The 20,807-nt window shown below is 52.8% G+C and carries 22 protein-coding genes; 6 read left to right on the top strand and 16 right to left on the bottom strand.

Annotated features, from left to right (window positions below):
- Positions 1-19: 19 nt before the first annotated feature.
- The 11 genes from rpsT to LG323_RS09225 all read right to left on the bottom strand — a co-directional run bounded on the left by rpsT (position 20) and on the right by LG323_RS09225 (position 9,278).
- On the bottom strand, positions 20-289 hold the full coding sequence (rpsT, locus tag LG323_RS09275) for a 30S ribosomal protein S20 (RefSeq protein ID WP_310695227.1): 270 nt from the start codon (positions 287-289) through the stop codon (positions 20-22).
- 96 nt (positions 290-385) lie between these two features.
- Complete coding sequence (locus LG323_RS09270) at positions 386-1,798, bottom strand: coniferyl aldehyde dehydrogenase (protein ID WP_404415239.1); 1,413 nt, start codon at positions 1,796-1,798, stop codon at positions 386-388.
- A 53-nt stretch (positions 1,799-1,851) separates the two neighbouring features.
- The gene (locus tag LG323_RS09265; protein WP_404415236.1) at positions 1,852-2,226 is read right to left on the bottom strand and encodes a type II toxin-antitoxin system VapC family toxin; all 375 of its coding nucleotides are present in this window, start codon (positions 2,224-2,226) and stop codon (positions 1,852-1,854) included.
- The gene (locus LG323_RS09260; RefSeq protein WP_404415233.1) at positions 2,216-2,458 is read right to left on the bottom strand and encodes a hypothetical protein; all 243 of its coding nucleotides are present in this window, start codon (positions 2,456-2,458) and stop codon (positions 2,216-2,218) included. Before LG323_RS09260 ends, LG323_RS09265 begins: the two co-directional genes overlap by 11 nt.
- Before the next feature lie 112 nt (positions 2,459-2,570).
- On the bottom strand, positions 2,571-2,801 hold the full coding sequence (locus LG323_RS09255; RefSeq protein ID WP_404415231.1) for a VF530 family DNA-binding protein: 231 nt from the start codon (positions 2,799-2,801) through the stop codon (positions 2,571-2,573).
- A complete protein-coding gene (proB, locus tag LG323_RS09250) occupies positions 2,801-3,934 on the bottom strand; it encodes a glutamate 5-kinase (protein ID WP_404415229.1) in 1,134 nt (377 codons plus the stop codon). Before proB ends, LG323_RS09255 begins: the two co-directional genes overlap by 1 nt.
- A gap of 14 nt (positions 3,935-3,948) precedes the next feature.
- Complete coding sequence (gene cgtA / locus LG323_RS09245; RefSeq protein ID WP_404415226.1) at positions 3,949-5,148, bottom strand: Obg family GTPase CgtA; 1,200 nt, start codon at positions 5,146-5,148, stop codon at positions 3,949-3,951.
- Between the two features lie 118 nt (positions 5,149-5,266).
- Positions 5,267-5,524 carry a 50S ribosomal protein L27 gene (gene rpmA / locus LG323_RS09240; protein WP_310695221.1) on the bottom strand — a complete coding sequence of 86 codons (258 nt, stop codon included), beginning with the start codon at positions 5,522-5,524 and terminating at the stop codon, positions 5,267-5,269.
- Positions 5,525-5,573: 49 nt separating this feature from the next.
- Positions 5,574-5,885, bottom strand: coding sequence for a 50S ribosomal protein L21 (gene rplU, locus LG323_RS09235; RefSeq protein WP_310695220.1), 312 nt, complete (start codon positions 5,883-5,885; stop codon positions 5,574-5,576).
- Between the two features lie 148 nt (positions 5,886-6,033).
- A complete protein-coding gene (locus LG323_RS09230) occupies positions 6,034-8,049 on the bottom strand; it encodes a hypothetical protein (protein ID WP_404415223.1) in 2,016 nt (671 codons plus the stop codon).
- A gap of 8 nt (positions 8,050-8,057) precedes the next feature.
- Complete coding sequence (locus LG323_RS09225) at positions 8,058-9,278, bottom strand: carboxylate--amine ligase (protein ID WP_310695218.1); 1,221 nt, start codon at positions 9,276-9,278, stop codon at positions 8,058-8,060.
- A gap of 169 nt (positions 9,279-9,447) precedes the next feature.
- Between LG323_RS09225 and LG323_RS09220 the strand changes: the two genes are divergently transcribed.
- The 4 genes from LG323_RS09220 (at position 9,448) to LG323_RS09205 (ending at position 15,697) form a co-directional block, all read left to right on the top strand.
- The gene (locus LG323_RS09220; protein ID WP_404415220.1) at positions 9,448-11,679 is read left to right on the top strand and encodes an EAL domain-containing protein; all 2,232 of its coding nucleotides are present in this window, start codon (positions 9,448-9,450) and stop codon (positions 11,677-11,679) included.
- 147 nt (positions 11,680-11,826) lie between these two features.
- Complete coding sequence (cysK, locus tag LG323_RS09215) at positions 11,827-12,795, top strand: cysteine synthase A (protein WP_404415217.1); 969 nt, start codon at positions 11,827-11,829, stop codon at positions 12,793-12,795.
- An 85-nt stretch (positions 12,796-12,880) separates the two neighbouring features.
- On the top strand, positions 12,881-13,855 hold the full coding sequence (locus LG323_RS09210) for a polyprenyl synthetase family protein (protein ID WP_404415214.1): 975 nt from the start codon (positions 12,881-12,883) through the stop codon (positions 13,853-13,855).
- Positions 13,856-13,957: 102 nt separating this feature from the next.
- Entirely contained in the window at positions 13,958-15,697 is a 1,740-nt protein-coding gene (locus tag LG323_RS09205; RefSeq protein WP_404415211.1) for an EAL domain-containing protein, read from the top strand.
- Positions 15,698-15,718: 21 nt separating this feature from the next.
- Here LG323_RS09205 and LG323_RS09200 read toward each other — a convergent pair whose 3' ends face one another.
- The 5 genes from LG323_RS09200 to LG323_RS09180 are packed head-to-tail and all read right to left on the bottom strand — an operon-like array spanning position 15,719 to position 19,054.
- Positions 15,719-17,023 (bottom strand): tetratricopeptide repeat protein, encoded by a 1,305-nt coding sequence (locus LG323_RS09200; protein ID WP_404415208.1) that lies wholly within the window; start codon positions 17,021-17,023, stop codon positions 15,719-15,721.
- A gap of 24 nt (positions 17,024-17,047) precedes the next feature.
- On the bottom strand, positions 17,048-17,386 hold the full coding sequence (locus tag LG323_RS09195) for a hypothetical protein (RefSeq protein WP_404415205.1): 339 nt from the start codon (positions 17,384-17,386) through the stop codon (positions 17,048-17,050).
- A 17-nt stretch (positions 17,387-17,403) separates the two neighbouring features.
- The gene (locus LG323_RS09190) at positions 17,404-18,042 is read right to left on the bottom strand and encodes a hypothetical protein (RefSeq protein ID WP_404415202.1); all 639 of its coding nucleotides are present in this window, start codon (positions 18,040-18,042) and stop codon (positions 17,404-17,406) included.
- A gap of 4 nt (positions 18,043-18,046) precedes the next feature.
- Positions 18,047-18,661: an RNA polymerase sigma factor gene (locus LG323_RS09185; protein ID WP_404415199.1), complete on the bottom strand. Its 615-nt coding sequence runs from the start codon at positions 18,659-18,661 to the stop codon at positions 18,047-18,049.
- An 18-nt stretch (positions 18,662-18,679) separates the two neighbouring features.
- The gene (locus LG323_RS09180) at positions 18,680-19,054 is read right to left on the bottom strand and encodes a hypothetical protein (RefSeq protein ID WP_404415196.1); all 375 of its coding nucleotides are present in this window, start codon (positions 19,052-19,054) and stop codon (positions 18,680-18,682) included.
- A 205-nt stretch (positions 19,055-19,259) separates the two neighbouring features.
- On the opposite strand from LG323_RS09180, the gene LG323_RS09175 reads away from it, so the two are divergent.
- Positions 19,260-19,889, top strand: a complete 630-nt coding sequence (locus LG323_RS09175; protein ID WP_404415193.1) for a type IV toxin-antitoxin system AbiEi family antitoxin domain-containing protein — start codon at positions 19,260-19,262, stop codon at positions 19,887-19,889.
- Complete coding sequence (locus LG323_RS09170) at positions 19,882-20,796, top strand: nucleotidyl transferase AbiEii/AbiGii toxin family protein (protein WP_404415190.1); 915 nt, start codon at positions 19,882-19,884, stop codon at positions 20,794-20,796. The genes LG323_RS09175 and LG323_RS09170 overlap by 8 nt, the downstream gene beginning before the upstream one ends.
- Positions 20,797-20,807 lie beyond the last annotated feature (11 nt).

Genomic DNA, 20,807 nt, shown 5'->3' with positions numbered 1-20,807 from the left:
GTCGGTCAATAAAACCGGATCAGGAAACTTTCAGTGCCTTAACGCGGGCATTCAGACGGCTCTTGGTGCGAGCAGCCCAGTTTTTGGTGTAAACGCCCTTGTCAGCAACACGGTCAATAACTTTTTGCGCTGCGCGGAAATCAGTCATCGCCTGATCCCAGTCACCGGCTTTCACAGCTTTCAAAACTTTCTTGATGCTGGTGCGAGTGGTGGAACGCATGCTGGCGTTGTGCAGACGACGCTTTTCAGATTGAATGGCGCGTTTTTTGGCAGATTTGATGTTAGCCACGATAACTCCTTGGAGTCTTGCAAAGATCGTAAGATACTGATTTCAATTCGTAAACTGATAATCAGCTGGAATCCCCTCAGGGGGAGGCGAATTTTATCACGGCTTCAGCGCATAAACCAGCGTTCCAGCAGGCGATGAATCCAGCGTCCATAGGGTGGGTAGATCAGGCGGGCGGAATTGAACAGGCGGCGTTGAAACACCCCCCTTGGCCTTGGAAAAAGTCAGAAAGCCTTCACGGCCATGATATTGCCCCATACCGGAAGCCCCCACACCCCCAAAAGGCAGATCATGCTGGGCAACCTGCAGCAGGGTTTCATTGATTGCCAGACCGCCGCTGTGGGTTTGATATTCCAGTTCTTGCTGATACTGCGGATTCGTGCCCAGATAATAAAGTGCCAAGGGACGAGGACGCTGGCGGATAAACTGGATGGCTTCTTCAAAATCGCGATAAGTGATAATGGGCAAAAGAGGCCCGAAAATTTCTTCCTGCATCACCTGAGCCAGAGGTTTCGGATTGATCAAAAGCGTCAGAGCCAGTTTGTTGCTGGCGCTCAGATCTTCATCAGCCGGATTGAGTTCCAAAACTTGGCAGCCCTGCTCTTTGACTTCTGCCAGTAAACCCAGCAGGCGCTTCTTGTGCTGACTGTTAATCAGTGAGGTGTAATCCGGGTTGTCCTTCAGGTGTGGATAAAACTCAGCAAAACGTCGGGTCAGGTAAGCAATCACTTCTTCCAGCCGTTCTTGAGGGCAAAGCAGATAATCCGGGGCGATGCAGGTCTGCCCGGCATTGAGGGTTTTGCCGAACAGCAGGGGATCAAGAGCCTTTTCCAGAGATATATCCTGATCCAGCAGAGCCGGGGATTTACCACCCAGCTCCAGCGTAACCGGGGTCAGGTTTTCAGCTGCTGCGCGCTGGATATGCTTGCCCACCGCAGTGGAGCCGGTAAATAAAAGGTGATCAAAAGGCAGGCTGGAAAAAGCCTGACTGACTTCCTTTTCACCTGTGGCGACTTGCACTTCATCCGCCGAAAACGCCTCCTGCAGGCAGGTGATCAATGCCTCATTGGTCATGGGTGTCCATTCCGAAAGCTTGAGAAACACCCGGTTGCCGGCAGCCAACGCAGAGATCAGCGGAGACAGGGCCAACTGCAGCGGATAATTCCAGGGCACCATAATACCCACCACCCCCAACGGCTGATAAATCACCCGGGCCCTGGCCGGTTGATACAGCCAATCGACCCTGCGCTTATTCGGCTTCATCCAGCGCTTTAAACGACGGCGCACGAAAGCAATTTCTGAAATGATCGGCATCACATCCGCCAGCAAGGATTCCTGACGCGAACGCCCGCCAAAATCCTCACTCATCGCATCCAGCAGATTCGGGTAATGAGCCTTGAGCGCCTTTTCCAGATGCTTAAGTCGATCAAGCCGGGTGGCAAGAACAGGGAAAGGCTCAGCGGAAAAAGCCTCTTGCAGTTGGGATAGCTGGTCGGTCAGGGTGCTGGTCATGGCTACTGCCTTGTTTCAGGTTGCCCAGGACAAAGAAGTGATGAGAAGTTTGGTCAGGAGAGGCTTAAGAGATCATCAAGCGAAATTACAGAGCTGTTATGCTTCTGGGCCAGCTTGATGTCATCTGTTACCAGCGTGGCTCCAGTCACAATTGCTGAGGCTGAAATGATGCTGTCAGGCAGCTTCATTAGTGAGCTACGGCGAATCTGGATGGTTTCTGCTCTTATCTGCTCATTCAGCTCTATTCTGGTTAGCTGCTGCAGTATGGCTTTAATTACTGCTTCGTCAGTAGAGTTCAATCCGGGAAAACCCAGCAGTTCAAGCTCTGTAATGACAGAAAAGGCATAGTGTGCAATAGGTAGCTTGATTTTCTGGTGAATCGCATTAATAAAAATGTTGGTGTCCAGAAGATAGCGATTACCATTCATCCCGCAGCTTCCTCTGGAAGTCCACGCCATCTTCAGGCGTCATTGAGGGAGCCTCAACACAAGAAAAGTCGACTGCCTTGCCTGCTGGGTGGCTGGCTACTTTCTCGTGTACTTGAGTTGTTTCAAACAGCACAACAATTTTTGCATGAGCATTTTTAAGGTGTTGATATTCAGCGGGTATCCTGACAATACCTTCTTTGATATCAGTTTCAAACTCTATCGCCTGCATCATTGCCTCTCAAAGACTGACGTTACCCTGAATGTGGTTGTCTGATTTCTGGATAATATCTTCCAGTCTAGAGCAGCCTGCCCCATATCACCAGTGAACATGAGCTTGAGTAGAATCAGGCCCGATGTTGGCTGATAAAACGAATATAGAGCTGTTCCACCTGTTCTCTTGCCCAAGGGGTGCGGCGCAGGAACTTCAGGCTGGATTTGATGGAAGGGTCACTTTTAAAGCAGTTGATGTTGATGCGCGCAGCCAACCCATCCCAGCCGTAGTGCTGCTGCAATTCAGTAACCAGCTGCTCCAGGGTAATGCCGTGCAAAGGGTTGTTGGGTTGGGTATTGTTCATCACACCACCACCAGGTTGTCGCGGTGAATCAGCTCCGGGGTTTCGATGTAGCCCAGGAGTTCTTCGATGCGTCCACTGGGTTGTCCGGCGAGGATGCGGGCTTCTTCCGCTGAGTAGTTGACCAGACCTTTGGCCAGGGCGCGTTCGTTTTCATCCACACAGACCACCAGCTCACCGCGCATGAAGTGGCCGCGTACTTCCTTGACGCCCACGGGCAGCAGGCTTTTGCCGCCTTGTTGCAGGGCTTTGATGGCTCCGGCATCCAGTACCAGAACGCCTTTTTCCTGCAGGTGTCCGGCCAGCCAGCGTTTGCGGGCGGTGATGGGTTCGTCATCGGGCAATAAGAGGGTGCCCAGTTCTTCACCGGCAAAGAGGCGGCTCAGGGCATTTTCGGTGCGACCACCCAGGATCACGGTGCGAGCACCGGAACGTGCGGCCAGACGCGCGGCGCTGACTTTGGTGAACATGCCGCCACGACCCAGAGCGCCACCATCACCGGCCACGGCCAGCAGGGCAGGGTCCTGGGCGCGGCCTTCAGGGATCAGTTGCGCTGCGGGGTTTTTGCGCGGGTCAGCATCATAAAGGCCGGGCTGGTCGGTCAGCAGAATCAGGGTTTCGGCTTCCAGCAGGTTGGTGACCAGAGCGCCGAGGGTGTCATTGTCACCGAAGCGGATTTCGTCGGTGACCACAGTGTCGTTTTCATTGATGATGGGCACAACATCCAGGTCCAGAAGGGTTTGCAGTGCGCTGCGGGCATTCAGGTAGCGTTTGCGGTTGGACAGGTCATCATGGGTCAGCAGTATCTGGGCGGAATTCAGACCCTGGCTTTTAAACGCGGATTCCCAGGTTTGAATCAAGCCCATCTGGCCCACGGCGGCCGCGGCCTGGAGTTCATGAATGGAGCCTGGACGCTTTTTCCAGCCCAGACGCACCATGCCCTCAGCCACCGAACCGGAAGTGACCAGCAGAATTTCCTTGCCTTCACGTTTCAGCTCGGCAAGTTGTTCCACCCAGCCTTGAATGGCAGCCACATCCAGCCCCCGACCGTCATTGGTCAGAAGTGCGCTGCCGATTTTCACCACCACACGGCGGTTACGGGTCAGGCGTTGGCGTTCACTGCTGGCTGGGCTCATGCAAGGGTGTTCCTTCAGCGGGCGTATTCAACATCGACATCAAAATCATCATCGTCGAAGTCGTCATCATCTTCGTCTTCTTCGGCGGCCTTGCGCTTATGGCGGCGGTTGAGCCAGGCTTCAACACGTGCCACGGCTTCGGCTTCCATGCGCTCACGCATCTGGGCCTCGGCTTCAGAAGCATCGGGGTTTTCGGCTTCTTCGGCACGGCGCTCAAGAAGCCAGGTCATGATGGCCTGACTGAGTCTTTCCGTGCCCTGGTTGCTGATGGCGGAGATACGAAAGACCGGCCCCTGCCAGTTCAGTTCACTGACGATTTTCTCACAGGCCTCTTCTGCTTCTTCCTCATGGATCATGTCCAGCTTGTTCAGAACCAGCCAGCGGGGGCGTTCAGCCAAGGTGTTGCTGTAGGTTTTCAGCTCGCGGATGATGGTGCGGACATTTTCAACCGGATCACTGTTATCCACGGGCGCGATATCCACCACGTGCAACAAGAGTCGGCAGCGGGTCAGGTGGCGTAGAAATTTGAAGCCCAGCCCCGTACCTTCTGAAGCGCCCTGAATCAAACCGGGAATATCGGCCATGACAAAATGTTGATGGTGACCGACTTTCACCACGCCCAGGTTGGGAACCAGAGTGGTGAAGGGATAGTTGGCGACCTTGGGTTTAGCGGCGGAAACGGAACGAATCAGAGTCGATTTACCGGCATTGGGCAGACCCAGCAGGCCGACATCAGCCATAACCTTCAATTCCAGGTTGAGGCGTCTTTCTTCGCCTTCAGTGCCCTTGGTAGTCTGGCGGGGTGCGCGGTTGGTGGAGGACTTGAAGTGAATATTGCCCAGGCCTTTGCGACCGGCCGCAGCGACAAGCAACTGCTGGCCCACTGCAGTGACATCACCGATGACTTCCAGAGTTTCCTCATCGACCACGGAAGTGCCGACCGGAACCTTGACCAGCAGATCATCCGCAGCCTTGCCGGAACACTGCTTGCCGCGACCGGGTTCACCATTGCTGGCCTGATAACGCTTTTGAAAGCGAAAATCAATCAGGGTGTTGAGGCTGTCATCACCGACCAGATAAACATTGCCGCCATCACCCCCGTCGCCGCCATCCGGCCCGCCACGGGGGACGTATTTTTCGCGGCGAAAGCTCATGCAGCCATTGCCGCCCTTGCCGGCAACTACGGTTATTCTTGCTTCATCGACAAATTGCACGATCACTTCTCCTGGGGTTGCACCCCAAAAACAAAAAACTCCACCTGCTGGCGGAGCCTTTTGTAAAGCCCATCCAGCCAGGCTGGAGGGACTTAAGTTCAGCTATTGAAGCTTAAAATCAGGCAGGAACGACGCTCACGAAGCGACGGTTCTTGGGGCCTTTGACTTCAAACTTCACAACACCTTCAGATTTGGCGAACAAGGTGTGATCCTTGCCAATGCCAACATTGGTGCCTGGGTGGAACTTGGTGCCACGCTGGCGAACGATGATGTTGCCGCCCTGGACAACTTGGCCGCCAAACAGCTTCACACCAAGGCGTTTGCTTTCGGAATCGCGACCGTTACGAGTACTACCACCGGCTTTTTTATGTGCCATGACTCTTTACCTCTGAGTTGATTTCAGTGACTGGTTTACGCTGAGCTGATTAGCTGGCGATACCGGTAATCTTGACTTCAGTGTACCACTGGCGGTGGCCCTGACGCTTCATGTGGTGCTTCCGGCGACGGAACTTGATGATGCGAATTTTATCGCCGCGTCCGTGATCAATGACTTCGGCAGTCACTTTGGCGCCATCCACTAGAGGAGCACCCACTTTGATGTTCTCACCGTCGGAAACCAGCAGGACTTCATCGAAGTTCAGGGTTTCGCCTGTAGCGACTTCCAGTTTTTCCAGTTTCAGGGTTTGACCTTCCTGAACGCGGTATTGCTTACCACCGGTTTTGATGACTGCGTACATGCTTTTCTCCGCTTGCAGAATTTCACCTGTAGAATTTTCGGCTGCTTCTACCTGCTTTGAATGGAAACGCTCTGGTAACCATCGAACAGGGAGCCAGGTCAGGCGAAAGGACGCGTGATTCTAAGGGAAAACACGCGCCCTGACAAGATTAGTTTTCTGTTGCTTGAAGGGGACTGTCACTGGAATGACGGGCTGCCCCCCAGCTGCGTTCCATATAGCCCTTGACCTCTTCGAGTTCTTCATTGGGCACCTCGTCGGTTTCACCACCTTCCAGGGGGTCATGGTGAAAAATATAAAGGCGGGAAGCAAATTGAGTGAAAGGCAGTGAGGATTCCCCGAAACGCTCCCCCTTGTCTGATGTGCTGACCACAACGCCGTCGCCCCAGTTTTGGCCACTGTCATTGTTGGGGTTGTAAAAATAAACCCGCATGACTTCCTCTGGATCCAAAGCAACCCGTAACAGGGTGATGGCATGCCAGCCGATAAAGCGGGCTGCAGAATCGGTAATGGCAATACCAGCAGGCTGGGGATGAATCAGCGGTTGGTTACCATTGTAATAGGGATGGTAGCAGGCATAAAAAGAGCGTAGAAAACGATCCAGCTCATACAGTTGTCCGGTGGCGACATCCACATTGATGCTGAATCCGCGCCCTGACCACCAGCCATGAAACTCGGGGTTGACCCAGCGGTGAGGGTCGCCTTCGCGCCCGATGCAGCGTCGCCCCATTTCCGCATAGATGCGATCCAGATGCGGCACCACCAGCAGGGAAACCGGGTCGAGATCGACAGGCAGCTCCTTGGCAATACCGCTGACGCTTTCCATGGAGGAAATCGGCTGGCCTTCAAAGTGCATGATGATTTCATCATCCCTGGCGGCCCAGGCGAGCATTTGCAGAAGATAATCCGGGTCATTGTAGGCCCACATGGACAAGGCCCGTGCTGACTGGCAGGTGGGGTTGTTGCCCTGACCTACGCCCAGTGGCTGCCCGAGAATACAGAGCACCCCTTCCAGCAGGCGGGCTTCAGGCGAGACCTGAACACCGAACGCCAGAGTCAGGCGCTCTTTTGACCAGGCTGAAAGCTTCAGTCCCATTTGACGCCAGAGTGCAGGGGCCACAGGTGGCTGGTAAAGAATGCCTCTTTCCAGCAGCAGAGCCAGACCATAAATGCCTTGGGCCGTGGCGGGATGAATGGCCTTTTTAATGAGCGTCAGGGTAAGCTGACGATAACACATAAAGCAGTCACGGCCGGTTGAAGACAGGCCCAAAGCTTCAGTGATCAGGTAATCCTCCACCTCCAGCAGGTGGTGCAGCAAAACCGCATGGTAAGGTGAAACCAGGCCGGTATCGTGCATGGCGCGGGCAAATCCGATGGCTTCGGATTGCAGGGCCTTGTTGTCCATGCTGGTCAGGCGATCCAGGTAAACTTCAACACCCGGATCTTCCCGGCAGGCCTGGGTGGTGCCGTAGAGGCTGCTGACCAGGCGGTCGGCGCCCTGGCCACTGCCGCCCAGATCAATGTTGGGGTCCTGCTGGCAGATGGCAATCTGGGTCACCATGCGTTTGACCGGCTCCACCTGAATGGGTCTTTGCCGGAGGATGCGCCAGATTTCATCAATCAACTGATCAATGATGTGCTCGTAACCAATGCGTTCAGCCAGGTGTTTGAACAGGTTGCGTGGCACCTGGGCCAACCGCCCCTGAATTTCACGTTCGGCCTCGCTGGGGGGTGTGAACAGCAGGGCCAGATTGATGGCCATGACCTGAGTCAGGTAATGATGGGCCTGTTCAGCGGATATCAGCGGATGGGTATAGCTGTTCAGGGCCACCGCCAATAATCGCAGTTCACTCAAGGCTTCAATAACCACCAGATTGCTATCAGGACTTTGCAGGGAGTGACTGCTCAGGGAGGGCACCAGGATTTGTGGGTTTTCCCAGTCAGCACCGGCAAAAACTCCGGCTGCCTCCAGTTGCTGGCTGCGAGCTTCCAGGGCAGCGCAGCCGCCTTCCTGCAGCAGGACACGGCGAGCCGTATCCAGCACACGCGGAAGTTTGCCCGGTTTGGCAAACCCCGCGGCTTCCTGCAACTGCTGAGTGGCATCATCCAGTTTTTGCAGCACTAGTTGTAATTTTTGCTCGGCAGTCTGGTCGGTATCGTAAGTCACTGTATGCCCTATATATAGAAATCCAGGTCTTCCTGACGTTTTAACAACTCATGCATGGTTTTGGCATCCTGCCCGGTAAAGTAGATCAGTCCCCAGTGGGTGCCAAAGGCCGTGCGCTTGGTGACGGTTTCTTCCATTGGTGCAGTCAGTTCATGGGAGTCAAAGTAGGGATGATCCTCTGTTTCTTCCGGGATTTCCAGCTTGCTGACCACACGGCGGCGCGGATAAACCCCGAAACAACCGGCATAACCCTTGGCATCCTTGATCGGTGTGGGGAAAAAGGCTTTGACTTCTTCAGTGGTCGCCTTGGGGTCAAAAACCAGCATGGTGGCCTGGTAAGCATTGAATCCATAAACCTTTTCCAGCAGTTCAAAAACCTTGAAGCCGGGTGGGCGGTAAGCCACTTCACCAAAGTACATTTCGTCATCGCTGGTAACAAAGTATTCGGGGTGAATCAGGCCGAACTCAATATCAAAGGCCTTGATGAGTTTTTCAATCTGCTGGGTGATCTGGGGGCGATAGGCTTCCAGATCAGGAGATGCCGGTACATAAACGGAATAACCCAGGGTGACGTATTCGGAAATATTCAGGAAAACGATTTTGCCTTTGTGAATCCAGGCTTCAACGGCAAATTCCCAGCCATCCAGGTGGGACTCCATCAGCGCCGGAAACTCTTCTTCAGGAATACTATCCACATCATCGGGTGTACGGATGACGCGGTGACCCAGACAACCGGCCTTATCAAAAGCCTTGAAGTGAATGGGGTCGTTGGGGTCGCCATCCAGCTTCAATAGTGTTTGGTTAACACGACGCAAAAAGCGGACGACATCTTCGCGATCATGCGCTTCTTCGAAAATGCCTACACGAATACCGCCGAGCTGAGCGCGGCGCTTCATCAGGGATTTATCCCGCATCAACATGGATTGTCCCAATAAGCGTGGGTTGTCCATCAGTACGGCGTTAATGGCACCGGCCCATTCCACGGTTTCCTCGTATAAAGGAACCGCAACATCCACGCCCATATCCTTGAGCTTTTCTGCAATCTCCATGGAGCGGTCATTCAGGCGTTCAAAATTCCAGGCAAGATAGGGGATGTCATGTTCCTGGCAGTATTCTTCAGCCCATTCCGGAGCGACCACCAGATAGCGGCGATCAAATTTTGCGGCCGCTTCTATAGCATTCAAACTCCAGCCCAGTAAAGCGATATAGCCTTTGTCGTTGGTGGTCATGATTTCTCCTCGGGTTACAAAGTGTTCACTCAGCATAGCAGCTAAAGAGGGTTTTATGTAGGAGCGTGTAACAGTTGCGTCCAAGTTTGTTGCAAGAAAGCTTCTCTGGACGCCGGAATTTAGTTGTACTAATCTTGTACATCGAATTCAATAAGCTCAGGAAGTTTGTATGGAAGGCCATAAAAGTAATCCGAATCCACTGCATCTGATTCTTCTGGGGGTCGTTCTCTTCCTGGCGGCGGAGTTGTCACGTTTATTCAGCCTGCCGGATCAGCCGCTTTCCGCTTTATGGCCGCCTGCCGGTATCTTTCTGGGCAGTCTTCTGGTGCTGGGTTGGCGAGCACTCTGGGTGCTGGTGCCAGTGATGCTGGCCTGGTCACTGTTCTGGCAGCAGGTGCCCTGGTTTTTTGCTTTCAGTTTTGTGGCGGGAATCACTCTGGGCTCCAGCCTGGCGACCCTCCTGATGCAAAGGCAGGGTCGCAGTTCGCTTAATAAAATCAGTCTCAAGTTCATGCTATCCCTTTATGTGCAGGGGGCGGTGATTGGCAGTGGACTGGCTTCTTTTCTGGGCGCTTTGGGGTTTTGGGCCGCCAGCCCTGAAAGCCAGGGTTATGTTTTTCATGATGTCTGGCTGATTTACTGGGGTTTTGAGGCCATGGGGGTGGTTCTGTTTGCGCCTCTGGTGTTGATGGTTTTAGGGAAAGGCTGGCGCTTTTTTATTAAAGTCTGGATGGACTTCAAACGTCCCGAGCTGTTGATCTGGTTAATGGTGGCGCTGGGAGCCTCCCTGACCACTTTACTGCTGGAAACCAGTGGTTTCTCCATTTATGCCACCGCCCTGGTTTATACTTTTTTTCCTCTGCTGTGCTGGTTGGTGATGACGGCCCGAATAGAAACCAGCGTGCTGCTGCTTCCGGTTTTTGTTGGACTGTTTGTTGCTTTTGCCCTGCTTGGCTGGGGCGGTGTGCAACTGGTTGCGGATATCCAGGGGCTGGTCAGGCTGTTGTTGCAGGTGGCGGTGATGGTGATTCTGGCGCAGTTGATTGCCGCGATCAATGCCGAACGGGGGCAGCTGACTGTTCTGTTCAAGCGTCAGGCCCGGGAGGATTATCTGACGGGCCTGGATAACGAGCGCGAGCTGAACCGTGACCTGCAGAAATGGATTGCAACCCAGCCCTCTGCACAACCGACCCGGTTTGCTGCATCGCCTCCCTGGCTGGTTTATGTTGATGTCCTGGATTTTGAAGATATTGGCGACCTGATTGGTTTTGAAGGCTCGCATAGCCTGGAACAACAGATTGCCCGACAGCTGAAAGTGCTGCGTCAGCCGGACGAACAGTTGGCGCGCCTGGGGCCGGGACGCTATGCCCTGACTTTGGGGGCACGAACCGCGCTGGAAATGGAATTGCTTCTGGCTGGAACCTACCAGGCCTTGAATGACCAGGAGTTCACCAGTGATCAGCAGGCCACCCGGATTCGAATTGCCCTGGGTGCTATTCCTCTGGATGGTGAGCTGGATAGCCCGGCCCGTTACCTGAGCGCTGCTCACCAGGCTTCGCTTTTGGCGCGCCAGGGTTCGGAGCGTATCCATCAGGCTCATCAAAGCAAAACCTTGATTGCCAAACGCCAGGAACTCACCCAGAAATTTGAAAGTTTAAAAAGAGCTCTGCCGGACAATCGCCTGCAGTTATTTGCCCAGGCCATTCAACCCATTCAGGAGTCCAACGAAGGAGTCTCTTTTGAAATTTTGCTGCGCATGCAAGACCCTGACGGAAGCATTGTGCCACCGGGTGAGTTCTTGCCTGCTGCAGAAACCTTTGGTTTTATGCTAGAGATCGACCATTGGGTGATTCGCAATACTCTACACAGTCTGGCAAGGGAGCCAGAGTGGCTGGCTTTGACTGAAAAGTGTGGCATCAACCTATCCGGTGCTTCCTTGTCCAGCCCGGACCTGGTGAATTTCATCGACACTCAGCTGCAGGCAACGGGCGTGCCTGCCCACAAACTCAGTTTTGAAGTGACAGAAACTGAAAGCATACGCGATGCAGCCCTCGCCGCTCGGTTGATTACCCAGTTAAGGGACCTGGGCGCAAGTGTTGCTCTGGATGATTTTGGCACCGGGCTGGCCACCTTTGATTATCTGCGTTCCTATGAATTTGATTACCTGAAAATAGACGGTGTTTTTATCCGTAACCTGGAAACCAGCCAAGTGGACCAGAGTATGGTCAAGGCAACCTGTGAGGTGGCACAATCTCTGGGCCTGAAAACCATTGCTGAATTTGTTGAAGGTGAACCTCTGGTGGCCCGGTTGCGAGACCTGGGTGTCAATTATGCCCAGGGGTTCGGCATCGGTCGCCCCATCCCTCTGGCCGAATTTTTTGCTCAGAAAACAAAAGCGTGAGGAGATTTTGGTTATTTGAATATTTTTTCTTATAACCTTATGTAAAGACTGTCTCAACCCGGAACAGGGATTTGGATACACTCTTACTAACCTTGCTTTTATCTGCAGTGATTTTTTATTGCCAAACGCCATAAGGATTGAGAAAACATGAAAATCTATTCAGACAACTCCGAAACAATCGGTAATACCCCTCTGGTCACCCTCAAGCATCTCTGGCCTGCCGGTAACCTGCATGCCAAGCTGGAAGCCCGCAATCCGGCCGGTTCGGTCAAATGCCGTATCGGTGCCAGCATGATCAAGGCCGCTGAAGCCAGTGGTCAATTGAAGCCGGGAGTCACCCTGGTGGAACCCACCAGTGGTAACACCGGTATTGCTCTGGCTTTTGTGGCGGCTGCCCGAGGTTACAAGCTGGTTCTGACCATGCCTTCCTCCATGTCTCTGGAAAGGCGCAAGCTGATGAAGGCCCTGGGCGCAGAAATTGAACTGACTGAACCGGCCAAGGGTATGAAAGGAGCCATAGCAAGAGCGCAGGAGCTGGTGGATGCCAACCCCGGCGACTTTATTATGTTGCAGCAGTTTGAAAACCCCGCCAACCCTGACATCCATGAAAAGACCACCGGCCCGGAAATCTGGGACGATACCGATGGCAAAATTGATGTTCTGATCTCCGGCGTGGGCACCGGTGGTACCCTGACCGGGGTTTCCCGCTACATCAAGAAAACCCAGGGCAAGGCCATCACCAGTATTGCCGTGGAGCCCACCGACTCACCGGTGATTTCCCAGACTCTTCAAGGTGAAGAGGTCAAGCCTGCTCCCCACAAGATCCAGGGCATCGGGGCCGGTTTCGTTCCCAAGAACCTGGATATGGATCTGGTGGATGAAGTGGAACAGGTTTCCAACGAGGAAGCGATTGCCATGGCCCGCAAGCTGATGGAAGAAGAAGGTATTCTGGCTGGAATCTCCTGTGGGGCTGCAACGGTGGCTGCTTTGCGCGCGGCAGCCAAACCGGAAAACAAGGATAAAATGCTGGTTGTGGTATTGCCTGATTCCGGTGAGCGTTATCTGTCCACCGCCCTGTTTGAAGGCATTTTCTCTGATAAAGAGCTGGTGCAGTAACTCCGCGCGTAAAGCTTGACACCTCCTGAGCGGCTGCTAGGATGCCCTTTTGCCTAGGTCAGCCTGCTCAGGAACTCCACTCAAGATGTCTGCCAGCTCTTCTTCCATTCATGCTGTTGTTGCCGATGATTTTGATGCCGTCAACCAGCTGATTATTCGTGAATGCGCCTCCCAGGTGCCGCTGGTGGAAAAAATTGCCCACCATATTATCGACTCGGGCGGCAAACGCCTGCGTCCCTTGCTGGTATTGCTGGTCAGCCGGGCGCTGAACTGCCAGGGTGAGAAACACCTGCTGCTGGCCGCGCTGATTGAATTCATGCACACCTCCACCCTTTTGCATGATGATGTTGTGGATGAATCCAGCCTGCGCCGAGGCAAACCCACTGCGAACAGCCAGTGGAGCAACCAGTCCTGTGTACTGGTCGGTGACTTCCTCTATTCCCGCTCTTTTGAAATGATGGTGCGCATCGGCTCCATGGAAATCATGGAGATTCTCGCCAAGGTGACTTGCGTGCTGGCTGAAGGTGAAGTCATGCAGCTGACCAATGTGCGCAACCCGAAGATCAGTGAAGAGCAGTACATGCAGGTGATCCACGCCAAAACAGCTAAGCTGTTTGAAGGGGCCACTCAGGCTGCTGCACTGCTTTCCGGTGCCAGCCCGGAACAACAGCTGGCCATGCGCGACTATGGCAAAAATCTGGGTATGGCTTTTCAGCTGGTGGATGACCTGCTGGACTATGAAGGCGATGCGGCCACCATGGGGAAGAATGTCGGTGATGACCTGGCTGAAGGCAAACCCACTCTGCCGCTGATTTACGCCATGCAGCAAGGCACTGATGAAGAAGCCAAACTGATTCGCCAGGCCATTCGCAAAGGGGGGCTGGATCAGCTTGATCAGGTTCTGGGCATCGTCAACAAGACCGGAGCTCTGGACTATACCCGCGATCAGGCTGCAGCTTGCTCAGAAGCAGCCAAACGCTGCCTGGAGGTTTTGCCTGCCTCGAAATTCAAGGAAACCCTGTATTTGCTGACGGATCTGGCGCTGGGCCGCAAAAGTTAACCAGATTTAAATATAAAGAACATATTTGACCTGGATCAAGTCGAGTAGAATGGCTGGGTGAGAAGATTCCCCACCCATGTATTGATCTGGAGACCCCTGCACTTGTCTGCGCCCGAGCCAGAACAACAGTTCCAAGACAGTTACCGTTTATTCACTGAAATTGTTCAGCAAACGGCTGACCTGGTATTGGTGACCAATACGCAGGGATACATCGTTTATGTCAATCCTGCCTGGGAAAAATGCACCGGGTACAGTAAAACGGAAGCTCTGGAGCAAAGGCCTTCCCTGATCAGTTCAGGCAAACACGACAAGGCTTTTTTTGAGCGCATTTGGCAAACCCTGGTTAGCGGACAGAGTGCCCAGGAAATTGTCATCAATAAGAACCGCAGCGGTGAACTCTTCTACGAAGAAAAAACGCTCACCCCGGTTCGCAATGAACAAAATCAGATTGTTTATTTTGTCAGTATCGGCAAAGACATCACCCGCCAGCTGCAGCAGGAAGACAAGCTCACTTACCTGACCCATTATGATGCTCTCACAGGTCTGCCCAACCGGAGCCTGCTGGCCGACCGTCTGGATCAGAGGCTTAAAGAAGCCCAGGAAGAGGAAGGCAGTCCTTTTGCCCTGCTTTGCTTGGGACTGGATCGCTTTAAAACCATTAACGAAAGCCTGGGCAACCGCCTGGGTGATCAGTTGCTTAAACAAACCGCCCAGCGTTTACAAAGCTGTCTACCCAAAGATGCCACCATTTCCCGCTCCAGTGGTGACGAGTTCCTGATCCTTCTGCAAAGCATCAAGAATACACGTGCGGCAGCCTATATTGCCCATAAAATCATCCACGAGCTGGAAAGGCCCTTTGAACTGGGTGAAACAGAAACCTACATCACTGCCAGTGTCGGCATAACGCTTTCCCCCCATGACGGTAATACCACCGACCAGCTTTTAAGCAATGCCGATATTGCCCTGCACCGTGCCAAGCAGGCTGGCGGTCAGAGCTATCATTTCTTTACCGATGAGTTGACCAAGGAAGCCGTCAACCGCTTTCAGATGGAAAACCAACTGCGTCAGGCCTTGCTGCACAAAGAATTTTACCTTGAATATCAGCCGCGTATCAGCCTGGTGGATGGCAGCGTCCGGGGTGTGGAAGCCCTGATTCGCTGGCAAAAGCCGGACGGGACACGGGTATCACCGGCCGAGTTTATTCCCCAGTTGGAAGAAATGGGTTTGATCACTTCAGTGGGTGAGTGGGTTCTGCACACCGCCTGTATCCAGACGCGCATCTGGCAGCAGGCCGGACTGCCCGAATTCAAGGTCTCCGTGAACCTCTCCGCCAAACAGTTTATGCAAAAGGATCTTTGCCAGATTGTTGATAAATGCCTGAACCATGCGGATCTGGATGCCGGGTCACTGGAGTTGGAGGTTACGGAAAGCCTGATGATCGAAGACCTGGATACCAGTGTGCGTATGCTGCAGAACCTCAAGGATATGGGGATCAGCATCGCCATTGATGACTTTGGTGCCGGGTATTCTTCCCTGGGTTATTTAAAGCACCTCCCGGTCGATACCCTGAAAATCGACAAGGGCTTTATTGATGACCTGGCCACGGATGTGGCTGATGCCGCCATTGTTCAGGCAGTGATCAGCATGGCCCACCGCATGGGCCTGGAAGTCACCGCCGAAGGTGTGGAAGAGCCTGACCAACTGGATTTGCTGGTCAGCCTGGGCTGTGAAGAAGTTCAGGGTTTTTACTTGGCCCGCCCGATGCTGGCCAAACGCCTGGAAGACTGGTTACTGGAGCCCAAAGCCTACAGCAAACACCTGCTGCCCAATGGTCTTTGTTGAAAGCTGCAGACCGTGACGGCTTTAAAAAACAGCATCAACACCCAGGGTGAACTGGTTACTGGAAAAGCCGTAGCCATCCAGGTTGCTGTTGTTGTTGAGATGCTGCAGTTCGGTAAACAGGCTCATGCTTTGGGTCAAGCGATAACTGGCGTTTAAGGAAGCTCGCCAGCGTAGATCCTGACGTTTTTCAGTGGCCTGATTGCCATCGGCATCCACCTCTTTGTCTGGATACCGGCTCAAACGGCCTTCCAGGCGTGTGGTCAATAAAAGCTGCTCGCTCAGGTTGAAATTCAAACGACCATAAAGACGGTGTCTGCTGGGTGAATAGCTGTAGAACGCCGGATCTTCAGCCAGGTCTTCACGCTGGTTCAATTCATTCTGATAGCCGAGCTCCCAGAGGCCCGGCTTGACCAGCTTAATCCCGGCCCGGTTTTGCCAGCCATCCAGATAGTCATAGGTATCGCCACCACGAACCCTTTTCAGTTCATTATTGAGTCTTAATTCCAGGCCTTCCAGGGGATAACGCCCCTCAGTCTCCAGGGCAAGATCCTGGGTGTAAGTGGAGCCATCAAGCTGGTAACTGCCAAAACTAACCCCGCCACGGGTTTGCCAGTCCCCAGCCGTACGGTGAAGTTGAGCCCCCAGGCTGAAAGCCACCTCGGATTGCATTTCACTGGCACCTGGCTGACGGCCAAACAAATAGCCTTTCAAACTGCTGCCGTGGCTGGAGTTGCTACCCAGATAAATCTGACCGCTGGCCAGGGTTTCCAGAAAACCACCGGAAATCTTGTCGATGGCGGGGTCTTCATCAGCCAGGGAAAGGTTGTCATCGTACCCCAGGCTGGCCGACAGATAGACAAAACCTTCCTGGGGGGCAGGCGCTTCCCCGGTCAACTGCTGAATCCGGTTTTGAGCCAGTTTTTTGATCTTGTCTGTCCGGGCTTTTTGAATGGCCTCCCGGTAATACTCAAGTGCAGCGGCTTCATTTTTCTGTTGTTCAGCGATCAACCCCTGATTGTATTTGGCCAGACCACCCCACTTTTTATCCTGGATGACTTTGGCAAAGTAGTTTGCTGCCTGGCTGTAGTTGCCCAATTGGTAATGGGTTGCGCCCAAGTTGAAATAAAGGGTGGCAGCAGCACTGTTTCCATCTTCTTCCTGCTGGTTTTTTTCTTGTTGAAAGTAGTCCAGTGCAGAAGCAAAGTCGCCCTCCTGAAAAGCCTGCATGCCTTGGCGATAAAGATGGCTTTCACTGGCCTGTACAAAGCTGAATGAATAACTGCATAGCAGAAGAAACAGGCAGGTTAATTGAATACTTCTTGGCATAAAGGTTCAGAACTCCGGTTGGTTTCAGGGGCGTGGTGTCTGAGGTGGAGACTGCTTTTCTCCAGAGTTTTCCTGTTGCTGTTGGCGTTCTTGTAATTGCTGGGTTGCCTGCCGGGCCGTATCTGCTTGTTCGCGTCCCAGTTCTCGCCCGGCTTCACGAGCCTGTTCGGCCCTGTCTTTACCGGCTGATGATGCCTTGCGTGCTTTTTTTTCTGCGGGTGGAGGCAGCTCTATGGAATTGACGACTGAATCCACCTCGGTGGATTCATCAATGACGGTCATGCTGCTGGCAGATGCGAAGCCACTGTTGAGGAAAAGCCCCAGACAGAGCAGACTTGCTGAATAAAGTTTTCTGGAAAGCATCTTGTTTCTCCTCAGGATCAAATGGAGCCCTGATTGGTTTGCAAAGGTACACTGACTTCATGGGTTTGCTGTCCCAGACGGGAACTGACCTGCAACTGCCCCCCTTGATTCAGAATTTGAACGGGTAGGGTCAGGAGGTTGTTTCCTTCTTTTAATGTGGTTGTCCAGGTTAACTCCCTCTGGTCGGCATAGCCTTGTAAAGCAAGGTTGTCAGTCAGGGTGATGGAAATTTCGGCATCCGAATAATCCTGGTCACTGACGATCAGTATTTTGACTTCCTGAACCTGTTGCTCAGTGGAAGAGGGTTCTTCCACACTGATTGCCAGAGGTGAGGACTGGCCGCTTTGCTCAGGATTTTCGGGCAACCAGGCGGTGAACATCAAACCGACAAGCAATAGAGAGGCCGCCAGAGAAGCGGACCAGGCCCAACTTTTGGCGTTTGTTCCTGGACTCCGGGTTGCCTTTTCCATGGCCTGCTCCAGAAATTCGGCTCGGGGTTCGGGAGCCACAAAAGTTTGCAAGCGCTCCTGAAGCCGATGATCCTGATAAAAGGCTAGGCACTCGGGGCAATGTTCCAGATGCTCACTCAAGAGCTCACCTGGTTGCTGCTCCAGCAGTAGATGCTGAAGCTGTCTTTGGGCATCAATACACTTCATACCACTAATCCTCATGGCTGGTTACCTTTAAGGAACGCTGTTTTTTGCAAAAAGGTTCCGTTTCCAGCAGCTTTTTCAGTTTTTCCTTACAGCGATGCAGGCGTGATTTCAACGTGCCCAGAGGTAACTGCTGGATCTCGGCAACCTCCTGCAGGCTGTAACCTTCCATAAGATGCAAAACCACCAGGCTACGCTGTTCGGCAGTCAGCTGATTCAGGGCCGAAGCCAATTGCTCTTGTTGAGAGTGGTGCAAGGTGGCATTAAGAGGGGTCGAATGATCCAGAGCAGCCAATTGAAAGGGAAGGTCGTCAAAACTGCTGGTCTGTGTGTTGGCACCATGGGTATGGTTTGTTTTGCGGTAAAGGTCGATATGCAGGTTATAGAGCGTACGTAAAAGCCAGGGTCTGGGGTTTTCCAGATGTTTCCACAAGTCGTATTTCTGGAATAGACGCAGGAAAAGCTCCTGAGTCAGGTCTTCCGCATCGGCCTGACGGCCAGTCAGTCGATAGGCGGTCTGATAAAGAGCCCGGCTGTGGGGATTCAGCCGGGCCTGAAAATCAGTTTTTCGCTGACTTCCCGAAGGACGTATCCAGGAAGCCAGAGAAGTCAGTTTTGACATGAGCTTTCAGTTGCCTTGTTAGCGTGGATTGCGATCCTGCTGTTCAGTTGAAGGCTGCTGGGGACTGTCCATATCCTGATTATGTCTTTGCTCTCCACGGTTACGGGCTTCCTGACCACGCTGTCGAGCCTCTTCAGCTCTGCTGCGAGCTTCCTGGGCGCGTTCCTGACCAAACTCACGGCCTTTTTCACGGGCCTCATTGGCCGTATCCAAATCCTGTTGGGCATTTTCCTGGGCTTCAGGTGCAGCATCTTCGGGCAGTTCAATATCGTCCGGTTCAGACGTTTCGTCAACCACGTTCATACTGTCATTGTCTTCCTGCGCCAGAACGCCAGCGCTGGAGAACAGACCAAAAGTAAGAACAAACGCCAGAGTTGTGAGTAACTTTTTCATGTTGGAACCTCATTATTGCAGAACAGGTGAGTTTGCTTCGTCTTCACCCTTACTAACGGAGGTTTGTCCAAAAAGGTTCCAGCGGATGCAGAAAATTATCGGGTATATTCAACCTTCCAGTTCGCAGTTCTTGTTTGACAGCGTTTGAATAATTAGACAAAGTGTTACTACCTATTTATAAATGGAGGCGACTTGTCTGATTTCTATGACTGACTCGGATGGCACTGCACATACCATCGCAGAACCCTTGGCTGTGTTTCATAAACACCAGGGGCAGCTGCGCCTGAGTGAAGCGCTGAAACTCGGCATCAACCGCTATCAGTTTTACAAGCTGCGTGATGAAGGTCTGATTCAACCCATCAGTCGCGGGGTGTACCGTCTAACTGAACTGCCACCCGTTGAGCACCCTGATTTGTTGATCGCCGCTACAAACTTTCCGAAAGCCGTACTTTGTCTTATTTCTGCCCTGGCATGGCATGACCTGACCACGCAAATTCCTCATCAACTTGATCTGGCTGTAGAACGGAATGCTCGCCCACCTCATATGGAATACCCACCTGTACAGGGTCACCGATTTTCCGGTCAGCGATTTACGGCGGGAGTGGAAGCTCATCAGATAGCTGAAGGCATTGAACTCAAGGTCTACAGCCGTGAAAAAACACTGGCTGACTGCTTTGCCTACCGGCATCAAATCGGCATGGACCTGGTGCTGGAGGCACTGAAACTCTACAGGGAACGCCATACACCCGATTACAAAAAGCTGCTCGAATATGCCGGCATCTGGCGAGTGGAAAAACTCATCAAACCCTACCTGGAGGCAGGCCTGTATGGCTAATATTGCTGCATCTGTACGACAGCGTTTGCTGAACCTGTCAAGAGCAAGAAAACGGCCTTTTCAGGAAATCATGCAACACTTCGTTATGGAGCGCTTTCTATACAGACTCAGCCAATCTGAGTATGCCGACTGCTTTGTACTCAAGGGCGCACTAATGCTGCAAGTATGGGACTCACCACAAACACGCCCAACAATGGACATCGATATGCTTGGGCGCATCAGCAATCAACAAGAGTATTTACTGGCAAGTATTCGTAACCTGCTAACCACGCCGGTGGAAAAGGACGGACTCCTGTTTGATATTGATTCACTTCAAACAGAGACCATCACGCAAGATGCAGACTACCAAGGTGTTCGCGTTCGAGGACAAGTAACTCTTGATACGGCCAGAGCACGAGTGCAACTGGATATCGGTTTTGGTGACATCATCTGTCCAGAACCTATGCGAATGAGCTATCCGACATTGTTGGATTTTCCTGCGCCACAGCTGCTCTGCTATAGCCGAGAATCTGCGATAGCTGAAAAACTCCAGGCAATGGTGGTACTTGGAACCTTGAATAGCCGTATGAAGGATTTTTACGACATCTGGCTACTGTCACAGCAATTTGACTTTAACCTGCAAGAATTAGTGGGAGCTACTACAGCAACCTTTAAACAAAGGCAAACAGCGCTACCTGACCAGCCATTGTTTGATGACCAGTTTGCAACAGAAAAACAGCAGCAGTGGAGGGCGTTTATCCGGCGCATGGGTGAAAACTTACCGGTAGAAACAGATTTTGCTTTTGTCCTGGAAAGCATCCAGGTGTTTGTTGGTGAAGCCATCAACCTTCATCAGAAGGGGTCTGGTGAGTACGTTTGGCCAGCAGGAGGAGTCTGGCAAAAACTACAGCCACCCACTGCTGGTTGATATTTACAAAA

Source organism: Marinospirillum sp. (genome assembly GCF_044810985.1).
Classification (GTDB): domain Bacteria; phylum Pseudomonadota; class Gammaproteobacteria; order Pseudomonadales; family Halomonadaceae; genus Marinospirillum.
This window is presented reverse-complemented; position numbering and strand designations above follow the sequence as displayed.

Bases quoted from the DNA above. Each gene is read 5' to 3' on its own strand.
- LG323_RS09190 (WP_404415202.1), bottom strand. From the start codon at position 18,042: ATGAAGTGTATTGATGCCCAAAGACAGCTTCAGCATCTACTGCTGGAG.
- LG323_RS09180 (WP_404415196.1), bottom strand. From the start codon at position 19,054: ATGAAAAAGTTACTCACAACTCTGGCGTTTGTTCTTACTTTTGGTCTG.
- LG323_RS09270 (WP_404415239.1), bottom strand. From the start codon at position 1,798: ATGACCAGCACCCTGACCGACCAGCTATCCCAACTGCAAGAGGCTTTT.
- LG323_RS09175 (WP_404415193.1), top strand. From the start codon at position 19,260: ATGACTGACTCGGATGGCACTGCACATACCATCGCAGAACCCTTGGCT.
- LG323_RS09170 (WP_404415190.1), top strand. From the start codon at position 19,882: ATGGCTAATATTGCTGCATCTGTACGACAGCGTTTGCTGAACCTGTCA.
- LG323_RS09200 (WP_404415208.1), bottom strand. From the start codon at position 17,023: ATGCCAAGAAGTATTCAATTAACCTGCCTGTTTCTTCTGCTATGCAGT.
- LG323_RS09195 (WP_404415205.1), bottom strand. From the start codon at position 17,386: ATGCTTTCCAGAAAACTTTATTCAGCAAGTCTGCTCTGTCTGGGGCTT.
- proB (WP_404415229.1), bottom strand. From the start codon at position 3,934: ATGAGCCCAGCCAGCAGTGAACGCCAACGCCTGACCCGTAACCGCCGT.
- cysK (WP_404415217.1), top strand. From the start codon at position 11,827: ATGAAAATCTATTCAGACAACTCCGAAACAATCGGTAATACCCCTCTG.
- rpmA (WP_310695221.1), bottom strand. From the start codon at position 5,524: ATGGCACATAAAAAAGCCGGTGGTAGTACTCGTAACGGTCGCGATTCC.
- LG323_RS09185 (WP_404415199.1), bottom strand. From the start codon at position 18,661: ATGTCAAAACTGACTTCTCTGGCTTCCTGGATACGTCCTTCGGGAAGT.
- LG323_RS09220 (WP_404415220.1), top strand. From the start codon at position 9,448: ATGGAAGGCCATAAAAGTAATCCGAATCCACTGCATCTGATTCTTCTG.
- LG323_RS09210 (WP_404415214.1), top strand. From the start codon at position 12,881: ATGTCTGCCAGCTCTTCTTCCATTCATGCTGTTGTTGCCGATGATTTT.
- LG323_RS09260 (WP_404415233.1), bottom strand. From the start codon at position 2,458: ATGATGCAGGCGATAGAGTTTGAAACTGATATCAAAGAAGGTATTGTC.
- rplU (WP_310695220.1), bottom strand. From the start codon at position 5,885: ATGTACGCAGTCATCAAAACCGGTGGTAAGCAATACCGCGTTCAGGAA.
- LG323_RS09225 (WP_310695218.1), bottom strand. From the start codon at position 9,278: ATGACCACCAACGACAAAGGCTATATCGCTTTACTGGGCTGGAGTTTG.
- LG323_RS09265 (WP_404415236.1), bottom strand. From the start codon at position 2,226: ATGAATGGTAATCGCTATCTTCTGGACACCAACATTTTTATTAATGCG.
- LG323_RS09255 (WP_404415231.1), bottom strand. From the start codon at position 2,801: ATGAACAATACCCAACCCAACAACCCTTTGCACGGCATTACCCTGGAG.